General features: G+C 53.3%; 24 protein-coding genes. 17 read left to right on the forward strand and 7 right to left on the reverse strand.

Features of this window, described 5'->3' with window-relative positions; translation table 11 throughout:
• Window positions 1-5 precede the first annotated feature (5 nt).
• The 4 genes from HS100_20375 to HS100_20390 all read right to left on the reverse strand — a co-directional run bounded on the left by HS100_20375 (window position 6) and on the right by HS100_20390 (window position 2608).
• The gene (locus tag HS100_20375) at window positions 6-566 is read right to left on the reverse strand and encodes a hypothetical protein (GenBank protein MBE7436282.1); all 561 of its coding nucleotides are present in this window, start codon (window positions 564-566) and stop codon (window positions 6-8) included.
• Window positions 567-626: 60 nt separating this feature from the next.
• Window positions 627-1931, reverse strand: a complete 1305-nt coding sequence (locus tag HS100_20380; protein ID MBE7436283.1) for an NAD(P)/FAD-dependent oxidoreductase — start codon at window positions 1929-1931, stop codon at window positions 627-629.
• On the reverse strand, window positions 1928-2146 hold the full coding sequence (locus HS100_20385) for a 4Fe-4S binding protein (GenBank protein MBE7436284.1): 219 nt from the start codon (window positions 2144-2146) through the stop codon (window positions 1928-1930). Before HS100_20385 ends, HS100_20380 begins: the two co-directional genes overlap by 4 nt.
• A gap of 249 nt (window positions 2147-2395) precedes the next feature.
• On the reverse strand, window positions 2396-2608 hold the full coding sequence (locus tag HS100_20390; GenBank protein ID MBE7436285.1) for a cold-shock protein: 213 nt from the start codon (window positions 2606-2608) through the stop codon (window positions 2396-2398).
• 211 nt (window positions 2609-2819) lie between these two features.
• Here HS100_20390 and HS100_20395 point away from each other — a divergent pair, with 211 nt between their 5' ends.
• Window positions 2820-3572, forward strand: coding sequence for a 5'-methylthioadenosine/adenosylhomocysteine nucleosidase (locus HS100_20395; GenBank protein ID MBE7436286.1), 753 nt, complete (start codon window positions 2820-2822; stop codon window positions 3570-3572).
• On the opposite strand, the gene HS100_20400 is transcribed toward HS100_20395, so the two are convergent.
• Complete coding sequence (locus HS100_20400) at window positions 3569-3841, reverse strand: hypothetical protein (protein ID MBE7436287.1); 273 nt, start codon at window positions 3839-3841, stop codon at window positions 3569-3571. The two genes, HS100_20395 and HS100_20400, sit on opposite strands and share 4 nt — an antisense overlap.
• A gap of 101 nt (window positions 3842-3942) precedes the next feature.
• Here HS100_20400 and HS100_20405 point away from each other — a divergent pair, with 101 nt between their 5' ends.
• The 8 genes from HS100_20405 to HS100_20440 all read left to right on the forward strand — a co-directional run bounded on the left by HS100_20405 (window position 3943) and on the right by HS100_20440 (window position 15867).
• The gene (locus HS100_20405; protein MBE7436288.1) at window positions 3943-4389 is read left to right on the forward strand and encodes a hypothetical protein; all 447 of its coding nucleotides are present in this window, start codon (window positions 3943-3945) and stop codon (window positions 4387-4389) included.
• A gap of 112 nt (window positions 4390-4501) precedes the next feature.
• On the forward strand, window positions 4502-5233 hold the full coding sequence (locus tag HS100_20410) for a metallophosphoesterase family protein (protein MBE7436289.1): 732 nt from the start codon (window positions 4502-4504) through the stop codon (window positions 5231-5233).
• Window positions 5234-5333: 100 nt separating this feature from the next.
• Entirely contained in the window at window positions 5334-5837 is a 504-nt protein-coding gene (locus HS100_20415) for a DUF4760 domain-containing protein (GenBank protein MBE7436290.1), read from the forward strand.
• Window positions 5838-5841: 4 nt separating this feature from the next.
• Window positions 5842-7116 carry an amidohydrolase family protein gene (locus HS100_20420; GenBank protein ID MBE7436291.1) on the forward strand — a complete coding sequence of 425 codons (1275 nt, stop codon included), beginning with the start codon at window positions 5842-5844 and terminating at the stop codon, window positions 7114-7116.
• Between the two features lie 425 nt (window positions 7117-7541).
• The gene (locus tag HS100_20425) at window positions 7542-10520 is read left to right on the forward strand and encodes a carboxypeptidase regulatory-like domain-containing protein (protein MBE7436292.1); all 2979 of its coding nucleotides are present in this window, start codon (window positions 7542-7544) and stop codon (window positions 10518-10520) included.
• Window positions 10521-10682: 162 nt separating this feature from the next.
• Entirely contained in the window at window positions 10683-12071 is a 1389-nt protein-coding gene (locus tag HS100_20430) for a C39 family peptidase (protein ID MBE7436293.1), read from the forward strand.
• A gap of 19 nt (window positions 12072-12090) precedes the next feature.
• Window positions 12091-13440 carry an SLATT domain-containing protein gene (locus HS100_20435; protein MBE7436294.1) on the forward strand — a complete coding sequence of 450 codons (1350 nt, stop codon included), beginning with the start codon at window positions 12091-12093 and terminating at the stop codon, window positions 13438-13440.
• Between the two features lie 6 nt (window positions 13441-13446).
• A complete protein-coding gene (locus tag HS100_20440; protein MBE7436295.1) occupies window positions 13447-15867 on the forward strand; it encodes a DUF4071 domain-containing protein in 2421 nt (806 codons plus the stop codon).
• An 18-nt stretch (window positions 15868-15885) separates the two neighbouring features.
• Here HS100_20440 and HS100_20445 read toward each other — a convergent pair whose 3' ends face one another.
• Entirely contained in the window at window positions 15886-16356 is a 471-nt protein-coding gene (locus HS100_20445; GenBank protein MBE7436296.1) for a hypothetical protein, read from the reverse strand.
• A gap of 51 nt (window positions 16357-16407) precedes the next feature.
• On the opposite strand from HS100_20445, the gene HS100_20450 reads away from it, so the two are divergent.
• The 3 genes from HS100_20450 (at window position 16408) to HS100_20460 (ending at window position 18820) form a co-directional block, all read left to right on the forward strand.
• Window positions 16408-17001: a deoxynucleoside kinase gene (locus HS100_20450; protein MBE7436297.1), complete on the forward strand. Its 594-nt coding sequence runs from the start codon at window positions 16408-16410 to the stop codon at window positions 16999-17001.
• A gap of 9 nt (window positions 17002-17010) precedes the next feature.
• Window positions 17011-17907: a class I SAM-dependent methyltransferase gene (locus tag HS100_20455; protein MBE7436298.1), complete on the forward strand. Its 897-nt coding sequence runs from the start codon at window positions 17011-17013 to the stop codon at window positions 17905-17907.
• Window positions 17908-17977: 70 nt separating this feature from the next.
• Entirely contained in the window at window positions 17978-18820 is an 843-nt protein-coding gene (locus HS100_20460) for a TerC family protein (GenBank protein ID MBE7436299.1), read from the forward strand.
• 39 nt (window positions 18821-18859) lie between these two features.
• On the opposite strand, the gene HS100_20465 is transcribed toward HS100_20460, so the two are convergent.
• Window positions 18860-19759 carry a homoserine kinase gene (locus HS100_20465; protein ID MBE7436300.1) on the reverse strand — a complete coding sequence of 300 codons (900 nt, stop codon included), beginning with the start codon at window positions 19757-19759 and terminating at the stop codon, window positions 18860-18862.
• A gap of 32 nt (window positions 19760-19791) precedes the next feature.
• Here HS100_20465 and HS100_20470 point away from each other — a divergent pair, with 32 nt between their 5' ends.
• From HS100_20470 to HS100_20490, 5 genes are all read left to right on the forward strand, one after another.
• The gene (locus HS100_20470) at window positions 19792-20826 is read left to right on the forward strand and encodes a threonine synthase (GenBank protein MBE7436301.1); all 1035 of its coding nucleotides are present in this window, start codon (window positions 19792-19794) and stop codon (window positions 20824-20826) included.
• 1 nt (window position 20827) lies between these two features.
• Window positions 20828-21619, forward strand: coding sequence for an SAM-dependent chlorinase/fluorinase (locus HS100_20475; protein ID MBE7436302.1), 792 nt, complete (start codon window positions 20828-20830; stop codon window positions 21617-21619).
• Window positions 21620-21631: 12 nt separating this feature from the next.
• Window positions 21632-23272 carry an ABC transporter ATP-binding protein gene (locus HS100_20480; protein ID MBE7436303.1) on the forward strand — a complete coding sequence of 547 codons (1641 nt, stop codon included), beginning with the start codon at window positions 21632-21634 and terminating at the stop codon, window positions 23270-23272.
• Between the two features lie 91 nt (window positions 23273-23363).
• Window positions 23364-23912 carry an ECF transporter S component gene (locus HS100_20485; GenBank protein MBE7436304.1) on the forward strand — a complete coding sequence of 183 codons (549 nt, stop codon included), beginning with the start codon at window positions 23364-23366 and terminating at the stop codon, window positions 23910-23912.
• 5 nt (window positions 23913-23917) lie between these two features.
• Window positions 23918-24808, forward strand: coding sequence for an energy-coupling factor transporter transmembrane protein EcfT (locus HS100_20490; GenBank protein ID MBE7436305.1), 891 nt, complete (start codon window positions 23918-23920; stop codon window positions 24806-24808).

A 24808-nucleotide genomic window follows, 5' to 3' on the forward strand; every position in this document is an offset into this window, starting at 1 on the left:
GTCTCCTATTTCAGAAAGGTGGCGTAGTACAACGCCCCGCCGATGTGGATAAAGGCGGAGATGAACAACGCCATACCGATGGGTATATGGACAGTGTGCCACAGCGCCAGGAATTGACGGCTGCGCCTGAGCGCCTCTTGTGAGAGCGCGCCTTCGATCTCGATCCCGTCGAGCGTTCGCGGGATGCGAGTGAAGATATATCTCCCGATGATGCCGCTGAAGACAATGATGACCGTTAACAAGGTGGTCGCGCCAGCGATGCCGTTGAACTTCCATGAGGTATGGAGCAAAACCATAAACGGACCGACCAACCCCATGAAAATATGGAATTTCAACCAGGTGGACATGCGTCCGAGAGAAGCGCTTCGACTGCGTTTTCGGATGCTATATAGTGTTTCCGTCAACAACATTAAGATAAAGCCGAATATTCCCAACGTATGGCCAAACAGCTCGCCTGCGGCAGGAATCTCGCGGGTCCAAAACATTATGAACCCGTAAATCATGCCGACCAGCAAACAGGTGATCAACGCCAGCCAAAGTTCGATATTTCCACGAAGCATCGTCATGCCCTCCCGAACCATGAGTTCCGCCCTGCCCAAAGGCGGTTGTTGATGATGAATTTATGTTTACGCAGCCGCCAGATGGCGCGTCCAGAAATCCGCGATGACATCCGCAACCCGGGCGTCTTTTGCCAGCAATCTCTCGCGGATCGGAACAATGTTCATCTTCTCATCAATCATCTTTTGCAGAGGCATGGAAAGTTTCTGGTCTCCCATCACCACCGCACCGATAAGATGATTCTCACCAACCAACAATCGAATCCGATTCACATCGAAACCACCCTGCGCGACCAGAACATCCGGCAATTGACGCCATGTTTCGCTGTCGCCGCGCGCAATACCCACCACATCCTCATCGTTCCCATGTCCCACCGCGCCGATAATGGTCGTGGTCAGCCCAACGAGGCGGGTGACGTTGAACGGTGTTTTTTTGATGTACGGCTTTCTTTCTCCTGCCATGTTCAATCCCGCCGCATAACCCTGTTCGCGCGCAGGGTTCCACAAACTATCCAATACAGAACGTCCCGCCGACGGGTCGTATACCTGAGCCACATCTCCTGCCGCAAATATATCCGGGTCGTTCGTTTGTAAGAATTCATTCACGAGAATCCCGCGATCCATCGCCAGATCTGCAGTTTGCGCCAACTCGAGCCGCGGTTTGATCCCGACTGCATATGCCATGATGTCGCATTTGATCGTTCGCCCGTCAAGCAAGCGGATTCCGACCACCCTGCCCGACCTGCCCAGAATCTCGCTCACTTCAGAGCGAAAATGGAGTTCCACGCCCTCCTCAAGAAGACGGGCTTCGACTACACGCGATTCTTGTTCATCCAACACACTGCTCCAGTATCGATCTCCACGCAAAAGATAATGGACATGAACGCCGCGCGCGAGCAAGCCCTCTGTCATCTCAAGCGCGGTGATACCACCCCCGATCACAATTGCCCTGCGTCCACGCCTGGCTAGTTTCAATATGGCTAGCGCATCTTCGAGGTGATCGAGTTTCATCACACCTGAAAATTTCGCCCCGGGAACGGTCAAAGGGACGGCGGAGGCGCCTGTCGCGATCAACAATCTATCGTACGAAAGAAGCGACCCGTCTCCCAATCGGATGTTTTTTTTGTTTCGGTCGATCTCCACAGCGCGCGCATATTTGTAATTGAATTTCATCCTTTCATATTCTTCTCGCGCTTTTGGGAAAAGTGCCTTATCTTGCAGTTCACCGGTGAGGAGATAGGCGAGCCCGGGCCGGGAATAATAGCCATGCGGGTCTTCGCCCAGTATTACTATCTCCCCGCTTCGATCCACGCTGCGAATCGCCTCAACAGCCGAGATGCCCGCCACGCCGGTACCGATGATGAGATATCTCATGCACCGATCTCCCTTCCGGTTTCGGGCAATTCAAAACGCAAAACGCCGCGCGGACATCTCGCCACGCACTCCCCGCACGTCAGGCATTCCCCGTGTTTCACCGGACGTCCCAGCCACGCATGAGCGCGGACGTCGATGCCGATGGGGCAGTTATACGAACAGATCCCGCATTGCACACAACGGGACGGGTCGGGAACGACAAATCCCGCCGACAAGGTTATGCGGTGGCTCCGGCGATTCGAGAAAAGCTCCATTATTGACATGTCGCAGATAGAGCAGAAAAGTTACGGGTGTAACATGATTATTCTAAATCCGCCATCAAATGCCCAAATAGTGACGAATGTCATGAGTAGCGTGTATTTTCTTGATTTGCAATGAAGCAATAAAAGGCTTGCATCCTTCCCCGCAAACAAAAACAGGGCTGTCTCACGACAACCCTGCTCGTTATGCAAATGATGTACTTCTTACGAGATGGGCACCACGTTCGCGGCCTGCAAACCCTTGGGTCCTTCCTCGATGGAAAACTCCACCTTCTGCTCGGCTTCCAACTTGCGATAGCCGTCGGTCTGAATGGCGCTGAAGTGAACGAACACATCCTCGCCTCCATCGCGCCCAATGAAGCCGTAGCCCTTGGTCGCATTGAACCACTTGACGGTTCCAACGATACGTTCAGACATTTTATTACTCCTGCAATTAAAAAATTTATGCCCGCCATGGCGCCGTGACGCCACGTGCCGGGCATGCACGCGCAAGATTATCATGCCTGTATGCGAGTGTCAAGATTTTTCAGGCATTATTCAATCCCTCTGTTTCTTCCAACCGCCATCCAAGGAGCGGTAAAATCCGGTACCAGATTGAAAATCATTTCACCGCGAAGGGAAACCCGCCATGAAAATTGGAATCGTCGGCGCAATGGACGAAGAACTTGCCCCCATCCGCGCGTTATCAGCTCATCTCGAACGGATCGAAAAAGGCGCACGCGAATACTGGCACGGCGACATGCATGGACATCAGGTGTATCTTACGCGCTGCGATCCCGGCAAGGTCAACAGCGTCATCGCCGCCCAGCAATTGATCGATCTTTTCACCCCCGATTGCCTGTTCAACATGGGTAGTTCCGGCGCGCTTTCACCCGAACTCGAGGTGGGAGACCTTGTAGTGGCGACCGAAGCCATCCAGCACGATTTCGATCTGACCGGTTGGGGAATGAAGCCCGGCGAGATGCTCTTTGATGTAAAAACCGCCCCAGAATCAGGACAACTGACCTTCGCTTCGCGGCAGGTCTTCCCGACTGATCCGCGCCTGACCAAAATCGCCTTCGAAGCTGCGCAAGCGAACGAATTGGACCCCATCGCCGGTCACGCCCCAAAAGTCCACCTGGGACGGCTTGTCAGCGGAGACCAGTTCATTTCCAGCCGTGAAAAAGCCGGTCAATTATGGAAAACTCACCAGGCCCTGTGCGTGGATATGGAAGCCGCCGCCATCGCGCATGTCTGCTTCATCAATAAGATCCCCTTCCTGTGCGTTCGAGCCATGTCCGACAAAGCCGATCATTCCGCCAATGTCAGCTTTACCGATTTTCTTACTTCCGCCACCCACAATTACGGACGCATCTTCGATAAACTCATCAGGCAGATCTAGACGGTCGACTCAAGTTCCTTTTCCACGATTCGATATACCTTGTCGTGGACGTGAACGGGTTGGATCACTTTGACCGCCATGTTATCTCCCGGTTTCACCCACAGGACGGTGTGATGATCCACCTCCATCGATGTGACCCGCTGGGTGAAATCGGTCGAATGCCCATAGAACCGGATCTTATCCCCAAGTTTCAATCCATCCACCAACTCCAGGACAGCGACGCCAAGATGATTGTAATAATGCGTGACCTTTCCAATCTCGACTTCCATAAATCTGCTCCTGCCCGGTATCGTTCCGAAGACCCGGGCAGTTAAACAATAGCACGAACTTCGAGCGGACGAATTAAAATCCCGGCTGATATACTTTCCGTATGTTCAAACGCCTGCCAGGAATCCTCTCCCGTGGACACCAGGTCGCCTCGCGCCCCTCGAAGGATTATCCCTACAGCGCACTGGAAAAGCAGAAACCGCTCTTCAAAGCGTTAGGGTTGGATCTATACGGATATTTCAACGGTACGCTGAACATCTCCATCGCCCCGCTGATTTTCGAAATGACCGCACCGGAGTTCACTTTTCCGCTTGTCGAATGGACCGACCTGCACCCGCCAGAGACATTTTCCTTTTCGCGCTGTATCGTTGTGTATAAAAATATCGAATATCCGGGCTGGGTGTATTACCCACACCCCGAGACAAAGCGCAATCACTTCCAGAATCCATCGCTTCTGGAAGTGATCACAAAACGGATTCCGGAAATCAAATACGGGGACTCGCTCGAGGTGGGCATCGATCCCGATGAGATCACGCTTCGGGCGGGATGAATGGCCCGGGCGTTGAACCAGGCTGGACACCCACGCTGAAGCGGATTTCCATCACCCAAAAGTTCTATTGAGGCGAAAAAAACGAGTCGCGTCGTGTACAATTGGCATAATCATGCGCATTGGATTTATTTCTGATATTCACGGAAGTTTTACAGCGCTCGAAGCCGTCCTCGCAGACATCAAGAAGCAGAACATCGACCAATTGATCTGTTTGGGCGACACGGTCAGCCTGGGTCCACAGCCCGTCGAGGTATTAAGTGCCTTGAGGGATTGGAATACCGTTACCATCATGGGAAATCACGACCAGGCAATCCTTGATCCGGCAAATTGCGCCCAATTTGAGATTGCGACTCATCTGGTCCCAGACTTGGAATGGGGGCGGGAGAGACTTTCAGGCGCGGATATCGAGTACATCCGGTCTTTTCGTTCGACGTATACAATGCAATTTATGAATGGGATCGAATTGCTCGCCTTCCACGGTTCGCCCAAATCCACCACGCACTTGATCCAGGCGATCACACCTCCGGAAGAATTGGACACATATTTCGAGGGTCAAACTGCTTCAATTTTCATCGGCGGACACTCGCACATTCAAATGCACCGCCGTCACGGTAAAAAATTAATCCTCAATTCGGGCAGTGTCGGCAATGCCTTCAAATATGCATTCTCTCCCGGCAATCCGCCAAGTTTACTGCCGTGGGCTGAATACGCCATTTTGGAACAGGACGGGAACATGCTTCGCGCAGACATGCGCCGCGTATATTTCAACACCAACGCGCTGGTCGAACTGGTGAAGGCGAGCGGACTGCCCGGCGCGGATTGGTGGATCAGACAATACCAGTAGCTCTCTTTTACGGTCACTTGCGATTGACCTTGTTATTACTCATTCCAACGACAATAGACCGTTGACGGCAAACCGCGGTCAGCGGTCGATTATCAAAATTATGGAACTCTCCCTTGTCTTTCAATTGATCTCGACCACGGCAGTCATTCTGGGAATCATCTTTGGTTTGCTGAACCTGAGAAATTTCCAGATGATGCGGCGGCGCGAAGCCGCCATCCTGATGTTGAATTCCTTCCAGACGACCGACTTCGTGCGCGGGCTGATGTTGATGTTCGACATGCGCGGCGAGATCAGCATGAAGACGGTCGAAAAACTTCCGAAGGAGGATTATCTTGCGTTCTATATCCTGCTTGGGACATGGGAAAGGCTTGGCATCCTCGTGCATCGCCGTGAGATTCCACTTGACCTGGTGGATGACGCGTTCGGCGGAACGGTGATGGTCTCATGGCAAAGGCTGGAAGGTTTCGTCACACAATTCCGCGAGAACTCGAAGCGCGATACGGCATTCGAGTGGTTCCAGTGGCTGGCTGAACGGATCCGCGAACGAGAGCATACGGATGCGGCAATCCCCGCTTACATCCGAGCCAGGAAATGGAAGGCGTAACGATATGACGATCCATGTATTGAAGAACGCCCGGTTGATCGACGGAACAGGCTCAAGGCCAATTGAGCGCGGTGTGGTCGCTGTCGAAAATGAAAAGATCATCTATGCTGGAGAATTAGAAGATTGGAGAATTCCTGAGGGAAAGGATGCTCACGAATTGGATCTATCCGGAAGAACAATTCTCCCCGGTTTGATCGACTGTCACGTCCATATCGCTGCCGAATGTCTGCCGGATAGCACGATGGCGGGTCCCTGGGGTTGGACGACGCTCATAATGTTGAAACATGCCCAAAACACGCTTGCAGCGGGAGTCACGTCGATCCGCGATGTGGGCGGGCGGCATCATCTTGAATTCTCTCTCCGCAAAGCAGTAGAAGCAGGCTTTTTTGTCGCTCCGCGCATGGTCCTCGCCGGGAAATTGCTCTCGATCACAACGACCGGAACAGAATGGTACGACGGGATGTATCGCGAAGCCGACGGCGTGGACGAGGTCCGCAAGGCGGCTCGGGAACAACTCAAAGCCGGAGCCGACCTCATCAAAGTTTTGGCTACGGGTGCGGTTTTATCTCCCGGAGAAAAACCCGGCGCGGCGACCTTCGAAATTGAAGAGATCCGCGCGGCAGTGACAGAGGCGGCGAAGGTCGGCAAGATCGTCGCCGCACACGCGCACGGGATCGAAGGCATCCGCAATGCCGTGTCTGCGGGAGCAAAGACCATCGAACACGGGACGTATCTTAACCAGGACCCTCGCCTGATGGAACATATGGCAAAGGAGGAAATCTTTCTCGTGCCGACCTTGAAAGCGGGATATGACGTGATCTACGGCGATAGGCCGGGCATCCCGGCTTGGATCATGGAGAAAAGCAAAGAGACGCAAGAAGATGCGCTGCGTTCGATCGGCGAAGCGTATAGGATGGGTGTGCCCATCGCCATGGGAACTGACGCCGCAACGCCCTATAATTTCCACGGCGAGAATGCGATGGAGCTATATTACATGTCTCAGGCAGGGATTTCGACCATGGATTGCATCGTGGCTTCAACCAGGAACGCCGCGCGCGCCCTCGGCTGGGACTCGAAACTCGGCACCCTCGAAGCGGGAAAGCTCGCGGACTTGATCGTGGTCAAAACGAATCCACTCGATGATTTGCGCTCGTTGGCAGATAGAAAAAACATCGAATATGTGATGCAAGGCGGAAAGTTCGTGGCAAGACAATTCTCCGAACCGGATGGAATCCCTGAGGAGTTGATGGCTGGCGCATGGATTTGCTGCGGAACCTAATATTACGACAAATGATTACCGTATTCAGTAGAACATATCCGGTAAAAGGATTGAAAAGCTGCTTATTAACAGAAGCAAGGAATATCGCAGATTTTCCTATTGAAATTTCACCAATTCACCTAATCCGCGGATTTTTCCGACAATTTCCAGAATTAAAGGACGTATAGTAATGAATTGCAATGAAATTGTAATACTTTGAAGCATAAGATATCTCATTTTGGGGAGAGTAAACGGCATAAAAATGGTTCTCTGCTCGCCCCAACAAAAGTGTCTACGCTGCTAGTACTCAATTCCTATGCCTGTGCATTGAACTTTAATCCCTAATGTGATAATTTTTCAAAAGAACTTCAAATTAGTTTGCTGGTCTTTGGTCTAATTTGGCAGAATCCACACAATACCAGCCAGTGAATTATTAGGAAATGAGAATGATCAAGAAAATCCTCCAAATAATGACCCTAACCGCTATGACCGCCACATTATTGTGGAACATCCCCCCCGCCGCAGCGGCACTTCAAACTTCGACAAGTTATTATGTCTCTCCATCTGGTAATGACGCCAATGCCGGGACAGAATCATCCCCCTTTAAAACTCTAGTAAAAGCTTTTTCGATGCTAAAGGCGGGAAATACACTTTATATTCGGGGCGGGACGTATACCGCCCCCGCAACTGGATGGCAATTTACCAATTCCGGCACAGCCAGCCAGCCGATCACCGTGACAAATTACCCGGGTGAGCGTGTCGTATTGAATACGGATAACAGCGTATCCGGGAACTACATCATCAAATGCTTACAGGTATCGCCGGCAGTTGATTATATTCGCATCATAGGAACGAATGTAGCCCCACAGGTCTTCGATGGGGTAACCACTTCCAAAGGCATCGTCATGACGGGAGTTCGCTCAGGAATCGCCCCCGCCATCACCGCCTTTCAATGCGATAATTGGGAGGTTGCAGGGATCGATTTTATTAAGGTCGCCTATGGAATATTTCAGAGGAAGGTAAGAAATGGCGCGACATCCGCAGACAGGTGGTATGTCCACGATAATCGAGTCTACGAATACTACCGTGAAAGCGGAATGCAATTCAACGGGAACGGCAACCGCATCGAGAATAACGAGATCATCAAGCTGACCTCGGATTACAATTCGACCTACGGCTGCCAGTTACTTAACCTGCTTGGCAACAATAACATCGTACGAGGGAATAAATTGGCTCGTATCGATCAATCCATCCGATGCATCGGTATTTTCTTCGAGTGGGATCTGGCAGATAATAATCTTGTCGAAAATAATGTCATCACCGGCGTTGCCAACGGTATTTCATTCTACGGTGGAGACAACAACATTATCCGAAACAATCAACTCACCGGCGTGGATACCGCCTTCGTGTTGCGCTCCTGGGCAGATGGCACTACCGCCTATCCATGCAACTTCTCGGATTTCATGCCCTTGGAGAGCGATACGTCCAGCCCGGATTGGGGGTACATGTATCCCCACGACTGTCGCTCAAAAGGCAATCGATTTGAAAACAACTCGGTCGGTGGCTTTAAAACATTCTCGGCTGTCAACCTCCCGGAAGCATCAAATGTCTTTGTGAACGCTTCCGAACCGACTGCGACTTCAGTCCCAGTAAATCCCACTGCAACTAACACGTCGCCCACCCCGACCAACAATCCGCCCCCTACAACAGCCCGAACACGCATGTTGATTCCGCTTTACACTTATCCTTCGAATTGGGGACAGGTTATTTCCGCCAACGTGGGTAACGTGATTGATGTTATTGTTAATCCGCATAATGGCGTAGGCTCCGCTATTCAGACCTCATTTGTGAATGGCATTGCTTCTTTTCGAAGTGCTGGAATCGGTGTGTTCGGATATGTTCTTACAGGTTATGGAACAAGAAGCATCAGTACCATTAAATCCGAGATCGACACATGGCAGGGATGGTATGCTCCATCCGGGATATTCCTCGATGAGGTCGATAACACGAATGACGCCAATAAATTGGCATACTATAACGAAATATATAATTATATCCGCTCTAAAGGTATGTCTGTCATAATAAACCCAGGCGCAATGACGACAGAGTCTTATATGAGCAGTTCAGATGTGGCTTGCATTTATGAGGCCCCGCCCCGCTCGCCCATTCCGTACCCTACCTGGGGACAAGTAAACCCAGCAAAGCTTTGTGCCCTGGCCTACAATGCCAATCGCGAACAAATGATTTCCTTTGTTGCGGAGACAAAAGGACGGTTCGGTTACATCTATGCAACGAATGACACGCTCGGTAATCCTTGGGATAATTTACCTGATTACCTGGCAGAACAGGCGGCACTCATCGCCGGTTTGCCCGTGCCAACGAACACAGCTCCCGCCACCCCGACAACTGTACCGGCAGTCACTATCACTTCCACCCCCGTGCCACCCGTAACATTGACGGCAACGTCTGCTGAAATAATTGCCACCGCTACAGATATAACAATACCTACACCGCTACCGCAAACGCCCGTCATCACACCAACATTTACTGTTACTCCCCCCACTTTGCCCAGCGGAACATCGGTCCTCACGACAGTTGATCCTGATACCCTCCTCGTTGGTCAGGCCGGATTGGTCTCCGTGAGTCTGAACGGGTTGCCCTCAGAAGGTATCGCAAGCGTCGAATTTGCATGTTCATACGCATCCGATCAGATATCCGTTGGCAGCGTTCAAATCGGAAATATTTTTGGAGATGATCCAGTCTCTGCTTACAACAACTCACAAGCCGGGAGTTTCATCTATGCAGTCGCCGCAAGTAACGGCAGGGTCATCAATACAAATGGAGTTGCCTTTACGTTCAACATCACCGGTATGCAACCGGGATCGTCACCTGTGGAATGTAAAGCGAAGATTTCAGGAACCAATTACTCCCTGGAAAGCATTGCGTCCATACCTGATTCCATAACTGTCGCACTCTTCTCTGCCCCCACCGCAACTCCTCTTTCCGCACCCATGCTAGCCGGACAGGTGATCGCGAAGAAACCTGTCAAGATCAGTTTATTCAACCCGGATACGACACTAGCCGCCTCCGCGATGACAAACCCCGACGGCTCTTTCAACTTGATTGCCCCCGCAGGATCCTTTACTGTAATAGCATCCGCCGAGGGACATTTGAGTGCACAAGCGAGCGTAACGCTTTTGGAAGGCACAACTACGACACTCAATCCAATCACCCTCCCGGCTGGGGATATAGACAGCAACAACGTGATCGATCAATACGATGCGCTCACTGTGGGTATGAATTACAACGTATCAGCCTCACTCCCCGCTGATTTGAGCAATGATGGTCTGATAAACGTAACTGATCTGGAAATGCTTGCTGAAAACTATCGCATGGCTGGCTCAGTAACCTGGCTACAACCATAGAGAATGATGCCATTCGCCAAAAAGCCGTCCACTTGTTGGGCGGCTTTTTGGATTGACACCTATTGATCGTCTCAACCCTAAAAGAATAATAATCCTCTCAACCTGAAATGGAGTAAAATTGCCCAATTCTTCTCCATATCCAACTCAGAAGGCGAGGCCTGCATGTTCGTCACCAAGAATCTCTACCAGAACGACGATCAATGGAAGGACGTCCCGCTCGGCGCATCGGGAGAAAGCACCATCGGCAAGTGGGGCTGTTTATTGACCTCCGCCACCATGATGCTCAACGGCATCGGCTATAACGAAACCCCTGCCACCGTCAACGACAAGATGAAAGCGAACGGCGGTTTTCAGGGGTCTCTTTTTATCCCCAGCGTCCTGCCGTACATATGGCCCAACTGTGTCTACCGCGACATGCAAAATTGCGAAACGACCCCCGCCCCCATTGCTCAGATCGACGCGGCGGTCGCGGCGGGGAAGCCCGTCATCTTGCAAGTGGATTGGAACAAACAAGTCGGGCTTCAAACTCACTTTGTTCTCGTCAAGGAAAAGAAGGGCGACGACTACGTCATCTACGATCCCTACAAATACGGCGGCGATTCTCCTGATAAGGAAGTCCTGCTCACGACACGCTATAAATTCAACGGCGCAAAACTCAGCACTGAGATCAGCGCCGTCCTCTGGTTCGACAGCACCAGCGTCAATGCGCCCGAGCCGCCGAAGAAAAAAACCGTCCCAGTCCCTGCCGAAAAATTCATCCTCTACGTCTCCGAAGACGACCTCGCCCTGCGCGCCGAACCCTCCGTCACTGGTTACCTTTGGAAACGCATGATGATGAACACCGAACTCATCAGCCTGGAAGATAAGGCGAAAGCGAAAGCAAAGATCAGCGTGCAAGGACAGTGGATTCAAGTGCAGGACCCGAAAGGCGACCAGGGATATGTCGCCGCCTGGTATGTATCGGATAAAAAAGGAACACCCGCATCGTCCTCGACGGGTCAGCCGAGTCCCGCTCCCACGCCTTCGGCTACGCCCAAGCCGGGACCCGATCCCACCCCCGTGCCTGCCGGTGCTTTGGCGTTGTATCCCACTGCGCAGGTGACATTACGCAGCAAACCTGTTGTCGAGGCGGATAATGTCATCCGTTACATCGAACCGACCGAGCAACTCATCAGCCTCGAACCGGCAAAGGATGCCATCAAAAAGGTCGGTGTTCAGAATCAGTGGATCAAAGTCCGCGATGCGGGTAAAAGGGAGGGATATGTTGCAGCATGGTTTGTCAAATATGCAGGCGGCTCCACCGCGCAGGCAGGCTCGGCGGCTTCATCATCCAGCGGAGCGGTCAAAGTGCGGACGACAGCCGAGGCCGTATCACTGAGAAACCAACCCTTCGTCAGCGATGCGACGCTGATCAAGCGCGTGCCGATCAACTACGAGTTCACGATCACCGAGCCTGGCGGCGAATCAAAGATCGGTGCAAACAATCAATGGATCAAAGTCAAGGACGCGACGAACGAAGGCTACATCGCCGCATGGTTCCTGGCCCGTTAGCAGACTGGAGAGAATCATCATGGCTGTCCAACCCGTAAATGTAACCCCCATTCTCGAAGTCGCCTGGCGCAAGTTCGCCCAATACGACGATACGTCGGTAAAAAGGACCGCATCGTTCACCCGATTGAGACGATGGATTTTGATCTTCGGGGTGCTGGCAACATTACTTTCCATCCTGACGACGATCTACCCGGCTGGATTTTATCCCCTCGGTTTGTTCGTTCTGAAGATCCTGCTGGTTGCGTCGCCGATCATCGCCTCGGTGCTTGCCGCGATCGGCAACGAATACTACTCCACCGGCGATTGGCTCGTGGCAAGGGCAGGCGCGGAAGAGATTCTGCGCGATATGTACCTGTATCGGACGATTTTAAAGGGCAACCCGAAGCGGCGCGAATGGCTGGAAAGAAGGCTGGGACGCGTGCAGCGCGCGGTCTTCCGCGGCATGAACGGCGAACTGGTGATGGAAACCTTCAAAGGGAACGTGCCGCCCAAGCCGCGCTTCAATCCCGCCGAACCCGGGAACGATAACGGTTTCGATGATTTGAGCGGCGATGAGTATTTCAACTATCGCCTCAGGAATGAACTGCAGTGGCACGAGAAGAAGATCATCGGCAAGCAGAAGGAACGTTTCCGCTTACAGGTCTCGATCTACATCTCTGGAGCTCTCGGCGCGATCATTGCCGCGATCGCCACCTTTGGTGAATCAACTTCAAACATCGCCATATGGGTTGCGTTGACCGCATCGCTGACTAGCGCGTTCTCAGTCTGGCAGCAATTGAAGAATCTCGAACAGGTTGTGCGCAACTACAGCAAGGTCATCATGGAGCTCGGCATCATCTCGGATCATTGGAAGAATCTCGAAGCCGAGGAACGCACACAGAGCGAGGTCAACCGCATGGTGCAAAGCACCGAGAACATTCTCTGGAGCCGCAACGTCGAATACATCAAAGCCATGCAGGAAGCCCTGCGCGACTCCAGCCTCGACAAGGAAGCCGAACTCATCAACCACGTCATCGCCGAGCAGCGCGAAGCCGATGCGCGCTTCAGGCAGGCGCTGACCGATTCCATCGTGAACAAAACGTCGGAGGAGCTGGATAAAGTCACCGCAGATTTGAGCGAGCGCTTCGATGAGATCCTTGGCACGCTAGCAGAAGAAGCTTCGTCGGATGTGGTCCAAGCCGAACTGGCGGCGATGCGGGAGGCTATCCAGGAATTTTCCGAGAAGATCGCGCAGAAATTCGGTCTATCCAATTCGCTCGAGGCCATCAAGGAAGATTACAAGGGTGTGATTGTTGGCGGAGAAACTCCGCGAGGCGTCTTGAACGATCTGCTTGCGCGTTTTCCGAAGACCGAAGAAGTAAAAGGCTGATACTCCATGACTGAGACGAGTGAAAAGACACCTGAAAAGAAAATCGACCCGGCCGAGAATCCCATCCCTGTCCCGCCGACTGTGCCGACGAGCGAAGCCTCTTCCCCCGGCGATAACCAGACAGCAGAACAAGTTGCCAAGCCCAAAACAGAGACCGCTTTGCAGGAATCGAAGGTGAAACGTCAACCCAGTGAAAAAGACGACGACGAAAGCGATGGCGGCGCCAGGGAATACCGCCCCTTGCACCCCGAGGTAAAACCGCATGCCTTTGTGGTCATGCCGTTTGGAAAGAAAACCGGTTCCGACGGGCATCCATTCGACTTCAACGCCATTTACAAGATGTTGATCAAACCCGCCATCGAAGACGCCGGATTCGAGCCTTTCCGCGCCGATGAAGAAACCGCCTCCGGCGACATACTAACCGATATGTTCCAGGAACTCCTGTTGGCAGATATGGTCCTGTGCGACCTGAGCATCGATAACGCCAACGCCTTCTACGAACTTGGCATCCGTCATGCTTTGAGGAAACGAGGCGTGGTCCACATCCAGGCGGGGCGGGCTTACATGCCTTTCGATATTTTCAACGTCCGTACGCTCCCCTATCACGTCACAAATGAAGGTATCCCGGACCCGGAATTTATCAAGAGCGATATCAAAGCCATTGCGCGGCTGCTCCGGGATACCTGGGCTTCGGACCGCGACGCAGTGCATAGCCCGATCTACAACCTGCTCTCAGGTTTGAAAGAACCGGAAAGGAAAAGCCTGCAGACACCCCTTGCCACAGGCTTCTGGCGGGAATACGATGAGTGGAAGGAAAGAGTCACCGTCGCGCAACGTGAAAAACATATCGGGGATATACTGCTGCTCACCGAAGAGATAAAGAATCCCCTCATCCGCGAAGACGCGGTTGCCGAGGTGGGAAACGCGCTCGCCAAATTGGGACGCAATGAACTCGCTCTGAGTCAATACCGCGAAGGCATCCAGGTAAATTCCAACAACCTCGAATTTCGGCGCGAAGAGGCGTTCCATCTCAACCGCGTGGGGCGCGTGAACGAAGCCATCATCAAACTCGAAGGCATTCTGAACGACTTCCCCAGGGACACGAAATCCATCTCCTATCTCGGGCGCATTTACAAAGAGATGTGGACGAATTCCTGGGACCGGATATCGAACAACAGAAAGCGCCTGAAGACTGCCTTCGAAACCTATCACTGGCTGATCAAGTCGGTCGATATCTACCTCAAGGGGTTTCAGATGGATGTGCGGGATTACTATCCCGGAATCAACGCATATACCCTATCGGTGCTCGCCACCCATTTGGCGGATAAATTCGACTCCAAGAAGAATCCCGACCCCGATATCACCCGCATTCGCAAGATCATGCCGGGGTTGAGGGATACGCTGGAATTCTGCCTTGAAAGCACCATCGACCTCCAGCAGGAAAAAGCGGATTACTGGTCGCTCGTCTCGATCGCAGAACTGCGCCTGTTGACATCGCACGACGATGCCGAGGTCATCCGTTCGTACAGAAAAGCCATTACCGCTTTAAGGCGCGACCTGTTCTCTCTGCGCTCTTCGCTCGGTCAATTGGAGACCATTAAACTTCTTGGCGTTCGCACGGAATACGTGTCAAAATGCATCGACCTGATCAAGGACGAGATCAAACTGGCCAGCTCGGGTGATGCCGGGAATGTGCCCGCCTCCGACAACCGCCCCGGGAGCAAAGCCACTGGCGGAAGGGCACTCCTCTTCACCGGCTTCATGGTGGATTATCCAGGCAAGGACAAGAAGGTATTTCCACCCGATAAGGAAAATGAAGTCAGGCATGAAATTCGCAAGCGCGTGGAAAAATTCGGACCCGGCCCGCAGGACAGGGCATTCCTTGCGGGATTATCCGCAGGCAGTGAAATTATCTTTGCCGAAGTATGCGCCGAGGCGGGCATCAAGGTCAAGGTCTTTCTGCCGCATACTGAATCCACTTATATCCGCAGGTTCGTCTCCCCGGCAGGAGAGGCATGGGTGGACCGCTTCTACAAGGTCCGCAACCACCACCTGGTGGATGAAATCTACCAGATCGAGCACCTTGGTCAACCAAAGGATGGGGACAATCTGTACGAACGGAACTGTCGATGGGCGATCTATTCCGCGCTTGGGCGTGTGGGCATCGAAAATATGCGTATGGTCGCGGTGGCAAACGAATTTGCAGGCGATACAAAGGATCGTGACGTTCTGCTCACACGCTACACCATCGACCTGATGCGCAATGTGGGCGGCGTGGTGGAGGAGATCATCAACCCGTCGAAATACATCTACAGCGTGATCGACACCGCGCTCGAACGCATGATCCAGCAGGAGGCAGAGGAAAAAAAATCGGGCGAAGGTGTAAAACTTATCAAGAAAAGCATCGCCCGCAAACGCGTATCCTGAAAAGAAGAGACCCGCTGGTCATTCGGCGGGTCTCATTGTGCGCGCAACCCTTTCTTTCAAGCAGGGCCAGATCTCTCCCCGAACGCCTTTCGCAAGAAAAAAATCCCCGGCGCGAACGGTCTCTGGTCCTTCGAGTGTGACCACGGTCACCTGGCGGTCTTCATCTCCGTCGGCGACATCTGCCAGCGGAACGATCAAAGTGATGGCGCGTTTGACGCAAACGCCTGGTCCTGTCATGATATAGGTCTGGTCGAAGATTACCGCGTCGATGGGCCAGACTTCGTCGGGATCGTCCATTTCGCTGATGAGCATGTCGCCTTTCTTTGCGGTCAAGACCGAACCCCAGGGCGTTATAACCTCTCTCGTTTGAGGCTCATCGGGTCCGGGGACAAAAGGCGTCACACGGCGAACCATCTTGTTGCGATAGGGTTTGAAGTTCAATCTTTCGAGGATCGGGTCGTCTGATGTAATGACAAGAGGATCGCTCATAAATTTTCCTGTTCTTGAATCTGCCCCATTTTATTATAAAATCGATTCGGAATGAACAAACTCATCGTTATCGTCGGGGTGAGCGGCGCGGGCAAGACCAGCCTCATGAACGCCCTGCGCGCCAGCCATGAATTTGCCGTCGCGTACGAGCAGCATGAACAGCGGCCGTTCCAATCCTTATTCAAGGGCGATTCGAAATACGCACTGGCCAATCAAATCGACTACCTGCTCCTGCGCGCGGAACAGGAACGCGAACTGCGATCCGGCAAATTTCCTGCCCTGATGGACGGCGGGCTCGATCTCGACTTTTACGGTTTCTCACGCCTCTTCCATGACCGGGGCTGGCTCAGCGCTGCTGAGTTCGATCTGTGCCGACGCCTGCACACATTTATCCGTTCCCATCTCCCGCCGCCCGACCTCATCATCCATCTTTTCGCGGATTCAAAAACCATCAGCGAACGACTCGCCTTGAGAAACAGGATCAACATCGCGTCTGCGCAGGATGCGGAACTGCTTGAGTCGTATATCGCCGAATGGCTGAATCCGCTCCCCGAGTCGCGAATCCTGCAATTGGATGTTTCACACGAAGGCATCGAGTATCCCGCCAGTGTGCCGGTCATTCTTGATAAAATCCGAACCATATAAATGGAAAATTTGGACGAAATCAAACATCAAATAACCGGCGAACCGCGATACAGACTTTCGGCGGCGAATGTGTTCGTTTCACCGGGCGGTTTTCATTTTATCGACCATCTCGACCCTGTTGCGGAGATCTCGCCCGAGATCGATGGCAGTTCTCTGACCCAGGCCGAGGTGGAGTATATCGAGAAATCCCTGCAGTCGAATCCGGAACGGTTGTCGAATCAGATCGCCGCTGTCAAAAGACATGTCACTGTAGCGGGAAAGAAAGCCCTGGATATCGGCTGTGGCGGCGGATTATTCCTTGCAGCATTACAGCGCGAAGGCGCAGAGGCGACAGGGATCGAGCTGAACGATACGCGCGCATTTTATTCAAGAACCCGGCACGGGTTCGAAGTCGTCAAACGCCCCATCGAAGACGAGTATTGGAAGCCGTTTCAGGGGACGTTCGATGTTGTGACTTTGTGGGACGTCATCGAACATGTGAATTACCCGCAAGCGACCCTGCGCGCAGCGTCAGCGATGCTTAAACCCGGCGGCGTTTTATCGATCGACACACCCTGCCGAGACGCGTTCTATCACCGTTTCGGCGAACTCACCTACCGCCTTTCGCGCGGAAAATTCCCGACCTTTCTGAACACCATGTATTCGTCGAAACCGTTCGGGCATAAACAGATCCTTTCCCTCGCAGAGATGCGCGGTTTGCTGGAATCTTCCGGGCTGGAAGTGGTGGAACTGAAACGGTTTCACGAACTCTCCTTTCCATATGGTTTCTATTTGAAGAAACTGCTCCATTCCGACCTCTTGGTGAAACTGCTTCTCCCTTTCGTACATTTGTTCTTCCTGGTCTTCCCCATCCGCAACAAGATACTGGCCATAGGCAGAAAACACATTGGCGTGCCCGGCACATGATGGAAACCAAATGTAAATCCGACTGCGATCGGCTTTTGGTAAAATTGCGCCATACATCATAAGGAGAATTATGCTTGACTTTTCATGGCTTTCCAACCCTGAAACCTGGGTTGCGCTATTGACCCTGGTCGCCCTCGAACTTGTACTAGGCGTGGATAATGTGATCTTCATCTCCATCCTCGCCGGAAAACTCCCGCCCCAGGATCAGGGACGCGCCCGGACGACCGGTATTGCATTGGCAGTCATCACCCGAATCCTGTTATTGCTCTCTCTTTCCTGGATCATCAGTCTCGATGAGCCATTCTTTTTCGTGCCGTGGTTTGGCGGTGATACGCTCGAAATTTCAGGCCGCGATCTGATCCTGATCGTCGGCGGGCTTTTCCTTCTGTGGAAAAGCACTCACGAGATCCATGACAAGCTGGAAGGCACGGGAGGGCGCGTCTCCACGCGAGTCGCGGCGAACTTCGCCAGCGTCATCATCCAGATCATGCTGCTGGATATCGTCTTTTCGATCGACTCGGTCATTACAGCGGTCGGCATGGTGGACCATGTCTCCATCATGATGATCGCCGTTGTGATCGCAGCGGGCGTGATGATCTTTACCGCAGGACCCATCGGCGAATTCGTGGAAAAGCACCCCACGATCAAAATCCTCGCATTGAGCTTCCTGTTATTGATCGGCTTTACATTGGTGGTCGAAGGCTTGCACCTGCACATCCCCAAGGGTTATATTTACTTCGCGATGGGCTTCTCGGTCTTCGTTGAAATGATCAACATCCGCATGCGCGACAAAGAGATCGAACCCGTCTCATTGCGCAGCGCGTATAAACAGCCCGCCATGGTCCTGCAACCAGCAGGAACGACAGCAAAAAAAGTTCCAGCCGTAAAATCAAAGGGTAAAAAGAAGAAGTAAATGACGATCCGCCCCAATGGTGATGCTGTTGGGGGGGATCTATGATTCCACCCGGTACGCGCCCGTTTTCACCGGCTTGGTCACAAGGGATTTCGCCCGAATACCTCGCTCTTCGAATACTGAAGCAATCTGTGCCTTAGCGTCTTCAACATGATCAGGAACAGTAAACAAAATTATGGACGGTCCCGCGCCGGAAAGCGCCGCCGCACCGAACCTCCCGGCTGTTTTATAAGCCGCCATACCGCCGGAGATGTGCCGCAAACGATACGACTGATGTATCCGGTCGTCCATTACCTTCCTTAAGAATTCCAGGTCGCCATTCAACAACGCCTCGACAACCAACACCGAGCGGCCGATGTTGAAGATCGCGTCGGCGCGTGAAACGGACTTCGGCAGGACCGCCCTTGCCATCTTTGTCGTCCACTCCAATTGCGGTTTTACCACGACGACCGTCCATTCGGGGATTTCGTGCCTCTTCCAGAGGAATCCATCATCCGCCTTCGTCGAAATCACCAATCCACCCAGCAGCGCCGGGGCAATATTATCGGGATGACCTTCCAAATCCGCCGCGAGTTTCAGCAATTCACCCTGACTTAAAGGATTGCCGAGCATTTCGTTCGCGCCGAGCACTCCGGCCACGATCGCTGCTGCGCTCGAGCCCATCCCGCTGCTCATCAGGATTCCATTGTACGAAGAGATCGATACCCCTTCCATATTCTTTCCGCACAATTGATGGACTCGCGCATACGCTTTTGTAAGAAGATTTCTATTCCCCTTGTTCAATTTTTCAGCGCCTTCACCGCTTGCACGAAAATTCAATCCCTCCCCTGTTTCGAAGATGACTTCGTTCCAGATATCCAAAGCCAATCCGAGACAATCGAATCCCGGACCCAGGTTCGCAGATGTGGCTGGCACCCGGATTTTAATCATGCGGGACATTATAATCGCCTCAATTCGACCCCGGAGTTGAAATGCCGTATCAAGGTTTGATCCATCGCTATGGACCGTATCTAAATCTTCCCGCCCACACCCAGATCGTTTCCCTCCTTGAAGGGAACACGCCGATCATCCCCTTGCCGCGTTTGGCGCGCGAACTGAATTGCGAATTGTTCGTAAAATTCGAAGGCTTGAATCCCACCGGTTCCTTCAAGGATCGCGGCATGACCGCCGCCATCAGCGAAGCGCTCGGACGCGGGGCAAAAACGGTCATCTGTGCCTCGACGGGGAATACAGCCGCCTCCGCTGCCGCGTATGCCGCACGTGCCGGGTTGCGGTGCGTTGTATTGATTCCAGAGGGAAAGGTGGCAACGGGAAAACTTGCAGGCGCAATTGCCCACGGCGCGGAGGTAATTCAAATTCAGGGTTCGTTCGACGATGCGCTGACCCTCGTCGTTGAGATAACCCAAAAGACACCCATCGCGCTGGTCAACTCCATCAACCCCTATCGCATCGAGGGACAGAAGACTTCCCCATTCGAGATTTGCGATGAGTTTGGGTCCGCGCCGGATTGGTTGTGCCTGCCAGTGGGCAATGCCGGAAACATCACTTCCTATTGGGCAGGCTTCAAGCAATACCAAAAAGGATTACCGCGCATCCTTGGCGTGCAGGCGGAAGGGGCGGCTCCGCTCGTGCTCGGGCGTCCGGTCGAAAAACCCGAAACCGTTGCCACCGCCATACGAATTGGAAAACCAGCGAGGGGCGAACAGGCTTTGGAAGCCGCGCATGAGTCCAATGGAAAGATCATTGCTGTTTCCGATGCGCAGATTTTGGATGCGCAACGCATCCTCGCATCGGAAGGCATCTGGGTCGAACCGGCATCCGCGGCGGGAATGGCGGGCTTGATCGCAGAGGCAGGCTCGGGCAGAATCGAAGCGAAAGGCAGGCGAGTGGTTATCGTCTGTACCGGCCACGGGATGAAAGACCCGTCCATCATCACAGAATCGTTCGAAACTCCGCAGGTCATCCCGGCGGATTATCAAACATTATTCGATATGATCGGAGGCTGAAATATCCATCGTAACCATTCTCACAGATTTTGGAACGGACAACGAATTTGTAGGGGTGATGAAGGGCGTGATCTACCGGATCGCGCCTGACGCCAGGATCGTCGATCTTACGCACAACATCAAGCGGCATGACGTCAGGGAAGGCGCCATCTCAGTCTGGCGGGCGTATCCGTACTTTCCGCAGGGTACTGTTCACATATTCGTCGTGGACCCTGGCGTGGGCACAAAGCGGCGCCCAATCGCGGCCCACCTCCACGGACAATATTTCGTGGGTCCCGATAACGGTTTGTTGACACCCGTCATAGAAGATGCTGAGCGGGATGGCAAATCTGTTGAGGTCGTCCATTTGCAGAATCAAAAATACTGGCTGGAAAAAGTCAGTCGCACTTTTCACGGACGCGATATTTTTTCGCCGGTGGGAGCCCACCTGGCAGGCGGCGCATCATTGGCAGACATGGGGAAATTCATCACCGACCCGGTAAGGCTGGAATTATCCAGGCCTGTAAAGACGAAAATCGGTTGGGAAGCGCACATCAGTGTGATCGATTCGTTCGGGAACATGACGCTCGACCTGCCCGCCGCAGCCCTCGACGGCCGGACGGATGTCCGCTTCCGGTTGAAGGGCAGGGAGGTTTCCGGCATTGTCGAGTCGTATGGGCATAAACCCGCCGGTGATTTGGTTGTCGTGGTGGACAGCGAGGAGTATCTCGAGATCGCCGTTGTCAACGGAAGCGCGAAGGAAACGCTAAACGCCTCCGTTGGTGATATGGTAGAAGTCCTTCTTTCCGAGTAAAATACTGACGAGATGCCCAACCAGCCCTTAATCATCGAAAACCTCACGTTCAAATACCGTACCCGTCCCGAGCTGGCTTTGGAGAACATATCCTTAAAGGTAAACCCGGGGGAATTGTTATTGATCGCCGGTTCGAGCGGATGCGGCAAAACGACTCTCGCGCGCTGCATCAATGGCCTGATTCCGCGAAGCTACCGCGGCGAACGAAGCGGCCAGGTTCTCCTGCATGGCAGGGAAGTTGCCGACATGCAGATCTCCGAAATCGCTCAGGTTGTGGGGACGTTATTGCAGGACCCGGAGCGGCAGATCGTCGCCAGCAATGTTTTCAATGAGATCGCATTTGGTCCCGAAAATTTGGGGCTTCCACGCGCAGAGATCATCAATCGGGTCGACCAGGCGATAAGCCGGTTGAATCTCGAATACCTGCGCGAACGCGAGACGTTCAATCTATCGGGTGGTGAAAAGCAGAAGGTGGCTCTGGCGGGCGTCCTGACGATGAACCCGTCCATCCTGCTGCTGGATGAACCCCTCGCCTCTCTCGACCCTGCATCTGCTCATGAAGCCCTCGAAGTTTTTCGAAGCCTCGCAGATGAAGGCAAAACGGTCATCCTTGTGGAGCACCGGGTCGAGGATGCGATCGACGCCAGGCCGGATCGACTCTTATACATGGAAGATGGAAAAATCAAATATCTTGGTCCCATCCGCGACCTTCCGCCGGAGATCGATCATACAAAAGTGAAACTGCCCGCCCCCTGGGTTGTGCAAAGGGTCAAAGCGTTGGATAAAGTCCCGGCCGCGCCACCCAAACCCGAAGCCGGGGAAAGAGGCGAGCCGTTGGTCGTCTTCGAGAACGTGGATTTCTGTTACGATGAGGAATATCCGCTCGTTTTGCAAAACGTCAACCTGAAGATCTATCCCGGCGATCTGATCGCTGTGTTGGGTCCGAACGGTGCAGGGAAATCCACGCTGGTCAAACATGCTATCGGGCTACTTAAACCCACGGGAGGGCGCGTTCTGGTCCAAGGCGAGGACACGCGCAGGTTGAGCGTCGCCCAAATTGCGCGGACGTTGGGTTACGTTTTTCAAAGCCCGACCCACATGTTGTATGCGCCCACGGTCAGGGAAGAGTTGGAATTCGGTCCAAAGAATCTCGAATTCGACCCGACGTCGATCCCGCAATACGTGAACGAAAGTCTGTCAACGGTCAACCTGAAAGGGTTCGAGGAATACCCTCCGCTTGGTTTGTCGTTTGGACAGCAAAAACGAACCACCATCGCGGCGGTGCTGGCGATGCGTTCAAAGATCCTAATCATGGATGAACCGACCGCCGGGCAGGATTTTGCAAATTACACCCGTTTCATGAAGGCATTATGCGACACGTCGGACAACGCGCAATCCATTCTGACCGCGAATTTTGCCGCGACGATTTTCATTACGCATGATCTCGACCTTGCAGTGACCTACGCCAACCGCGTATTATTGTTCGGCGACAAACACATCATCGCCGACGGCAAACCACAGGATGTATTGAAGGACGACCAACTTCTCCGAAGGTATCGTGTGCGTCCCACTTCGCTTCTTCGCCTTAACCTAGACCTGCTGCCGCGCACCGGGCGTTTTCTGCCCGCCGAATCGTTGGCGGCTTATGCATAGTGAATCCCCCTGCAACGCGGAGGCATCTGCAGGGTTTATTCATACAGGGTCAGCGTTTGTTCAATTCGATAATTCAAAAAGGAGAGAAATCATGAACGATAACAGCACCTGGGCATTTGGAACCCGTCAGGTCGTTTACGGGGCGATCGGCGCCGCGTTGTACGGCGTCCTCTCGTGGGTCACCAATATCTTCCCCCTCCCCGCTGCCGGAAACATCACCTTCCGCCCCGCGGTCGCCGTGTTGATCTTCTTCAGCGTGGCATACGGTCCCTGGGTGGGCCTGCTCGCCGGTTTCATCGGCAACACGCTCGGCGATGCCTTGAGCGGATGGGGCTTCTACTGGAACTGGAGCCTCGGCAACGGATTGATGGGCCTGGTCGCGGGTCTGGTGATGTCACAGATCACGGACTTCCGCGCGCAGGGTCAGATCATCAAAGCCGTCATTTACGGCTTGATCGGCATCGCTGTCGGCATGCTGTTCGCTTCCCTGACAGAAATGTTCACCGGCGGCATCGACTTCAATACCGCCCTGTTCGGCTATTTCACGCCCGCCTTCCTCGGTAACGCGATCGTCACCATCGTCCTCCTGCCCATCCTGATGGTCGCCTTCGCCGCCGTTGCATCGAGGCGCGGCCGCTAAATCCCATGTTGGTCACCTGGAAGTACCGCCCGCGAAATACGTTCATCCAGCGGCTGGATCCGCGCACCAGACTCATCTTCATGCTCTGCATCATCTTTGCATTTACCATCCCCGAGATCTGGGACTACCGCATCATTCTTCCGCTCTTTGCCATATCGCTGACCCTGTACCTTATGGCACGCATCGAGTGGAAGGATGTGCGGCGCGCGTGGATATACATTTTCATCCTTGTATTCTTCATCGTGGGATTGAACGGCCTGCTTTCCGGGCGCGGCGGTCCTTCCTCGGTGACCAACCTCCCCTCCCCCATAGTCTTCGAAGTACCCATAAAAATCCCGTTCACCGACATCGGCTGGGACGTCCCGGTGACCGTGTCGAAGATCTGGTTCGCGTTGAATCAGATGACGCGCATGATCACGATGGCGATCCTTGCCATTCCCATCCCGTATACGATGGATCCAAATATCTATGGAACAGCGTTCAAAAGGATGGGCGCGTCTGACAAAGTGTCCTTCACCATGGACCTGGCGTTCCGGTTTCTGCCGACCTTTGCGCGCGATTTTACGATCACAATGGATGCCCAGCGCGCACGCGGGTATGAAATGGAAAAGCTCAAGGGAGGGATCCCCACGCGCATCCGGAAACTTGCCCCGTTGATCATCCCTGTCGTCATGCAGTCCACGGTCACAGGTGAAGAGGTGATCGACGCAATGGATCTACGGGCGTTCGGCACCAAGCAAAGGACATGGGTGAAAGACAACCTGAAATATGCGCCGCGCGATTACCTGATCCTGGGCATAGGTGTGGCGGCGTTTGTCAGTTGCTGTGTGCTGAAATGGGTGTTCGGTATCGGCGAGTACTTCGTACCGGATTTCTTCATGAGTTTGTTCGTCTGA

The organism is Anaerolineales bacterium, assembly GCA_015075725.1.
In the GTDB taxonomy this organism is placed as follows: domain Bacteria; phylum Chloroflexota; class Anaerolineae; order Anaerolineales; family Villigracilaceae; genus Villigracilis.

Coding starts and splice junctions, on each gene's coding strand:
- HS100_20375 (MBE7436282.1), bottom strand. CDS start 566: ATGACGATGCTTCGTGGAAATATCGAACTTTGGCTGGCGTTGATCACC.
- HS100_20380 (MBE7436283.1), bottom strand. CDS start 1,931: ATGAGATATCTCATCATCGGTACCGGCGTGGCGGGCATCTCGGCTGTT.
- HS100_20390 (MBE7436285.1), bottom strand. CDS start 2,608: ATGTCTGAACGTATCGTTGGAACCGTCAAGTGGTTCAATGCGACCAAG.
- HS100_20395 (MBE7436286.1), top strand. CDS start 2,820: ATGAAAATTGGAATCGTCGGCGCAATGGACGAAGAACTTGCCCCCATC.
- HS100_20400 (MBE7436287.1), bottom strand. CDS start 3,841: ATGGAAGTCGAGATTGGAAAGGTCACGCATTATTACAATCATCTTGGC.
- HS100_20405 (MBE7436288.1), top strand. CDS start 3,943: ATGTTCAAACGCCTGCCAGGAATCCTCTCCCGTGGACACCAGGTCGCC.
- HS100_20410 (MBE7436289.1), top strand. CDS start 4,502: ATGCGCATTGGATTTATTTCTGATATTCACGGAAGTTTTACAGCGCTC.
- HS100_20415 (MBE7436290.1), top strand. CDS start 5,334: ATGGAACTCTCCCTTGTCTTTCAATTGATCTCGACCACGGCAGTCATT.
- HS100_20420 (MBE7436291.1), top strand. CDS start 5,842: ATGACGATCCATGTATTGAAGAACGCCCGGTTGATCGACGGAACAGGC.
- HS100_20425 (MBE7436292.1), top strand. CDS start 7,542: ATGATCAAGAAAATCCTCCAAATAATGACCCTAACCGCTATGACCGCC.
- HS100_20430 (MBE7436293.1), top strand. CDS start 10,683: ATGTTCGTCACCAAGAATCTCTACCAGAACGACGATCAATGGAAGGAC.
- HS100_20435 (MBE7436294.1), top strand. CDS start 12,091: ATGGCTGTCCAACCCGTAAATGTAACCCCCATTCTCGAAGTCGCCTGG.
- HS100_20440 (MBE7436295.1), top strand. CDS start 13,447: ATGACTGAGACGAGTGAAAAGACACCTGAAAAGAAAATCGACCCGGCC.
- HS100_20445 (MBE7436296.1), bottom strand. CDS start 16,356: ATGAGCGATCCTCTTGTCATTACATCAGACGACCCGATCCTCGAAAGA.
- HS100_20450 (MBE7436297.1), top strand. CDS start 16,408: ATGAACAAACTCATCGTTATCGTCGGGGTGAGCGGCGCGGGCAAGACC.
- HS100_20460 (MBE7436299.1), top strand. CDS start 17,978: ATGCTTGACTTTTCATGGCTTTCCAACCCTGAAACCTGGGTTGCGCTA.
- HS100_20465 (MBE7436300.1), bottom strand. CDS start 19,759: ATGTCCCGCATGATTAAAATCCGGGTGCCAGCCACATCTGCGAACCTG.
- HS100_20470 (MBE7436301.1), top strand. CDS start 19,792: ATGCCGTATCAAGGTTTGATCCATCGCTATGGACCGTATCTAAATCTT.
- HS100_20480 (MBE7436303.1), top strand. CDS start 21,632: ATGCCCAACCAGCCCTTAATCATCGAAAACCTCACGTTCAAATACCGT.
- HS100_20485 (MBE7436304.1), top strand. CDS start 23,364: ATGAACGATAACAGCACCTGGGCATTTGGAACCCGTCAGGTCGTTTAC.
- HS100_20490 (MBE7436305.1), top strand. CDS start 23,918: ATGTTGGTCACCTGGAAGTACCGCCCGCGAAATACGTTCATCCAGCGG.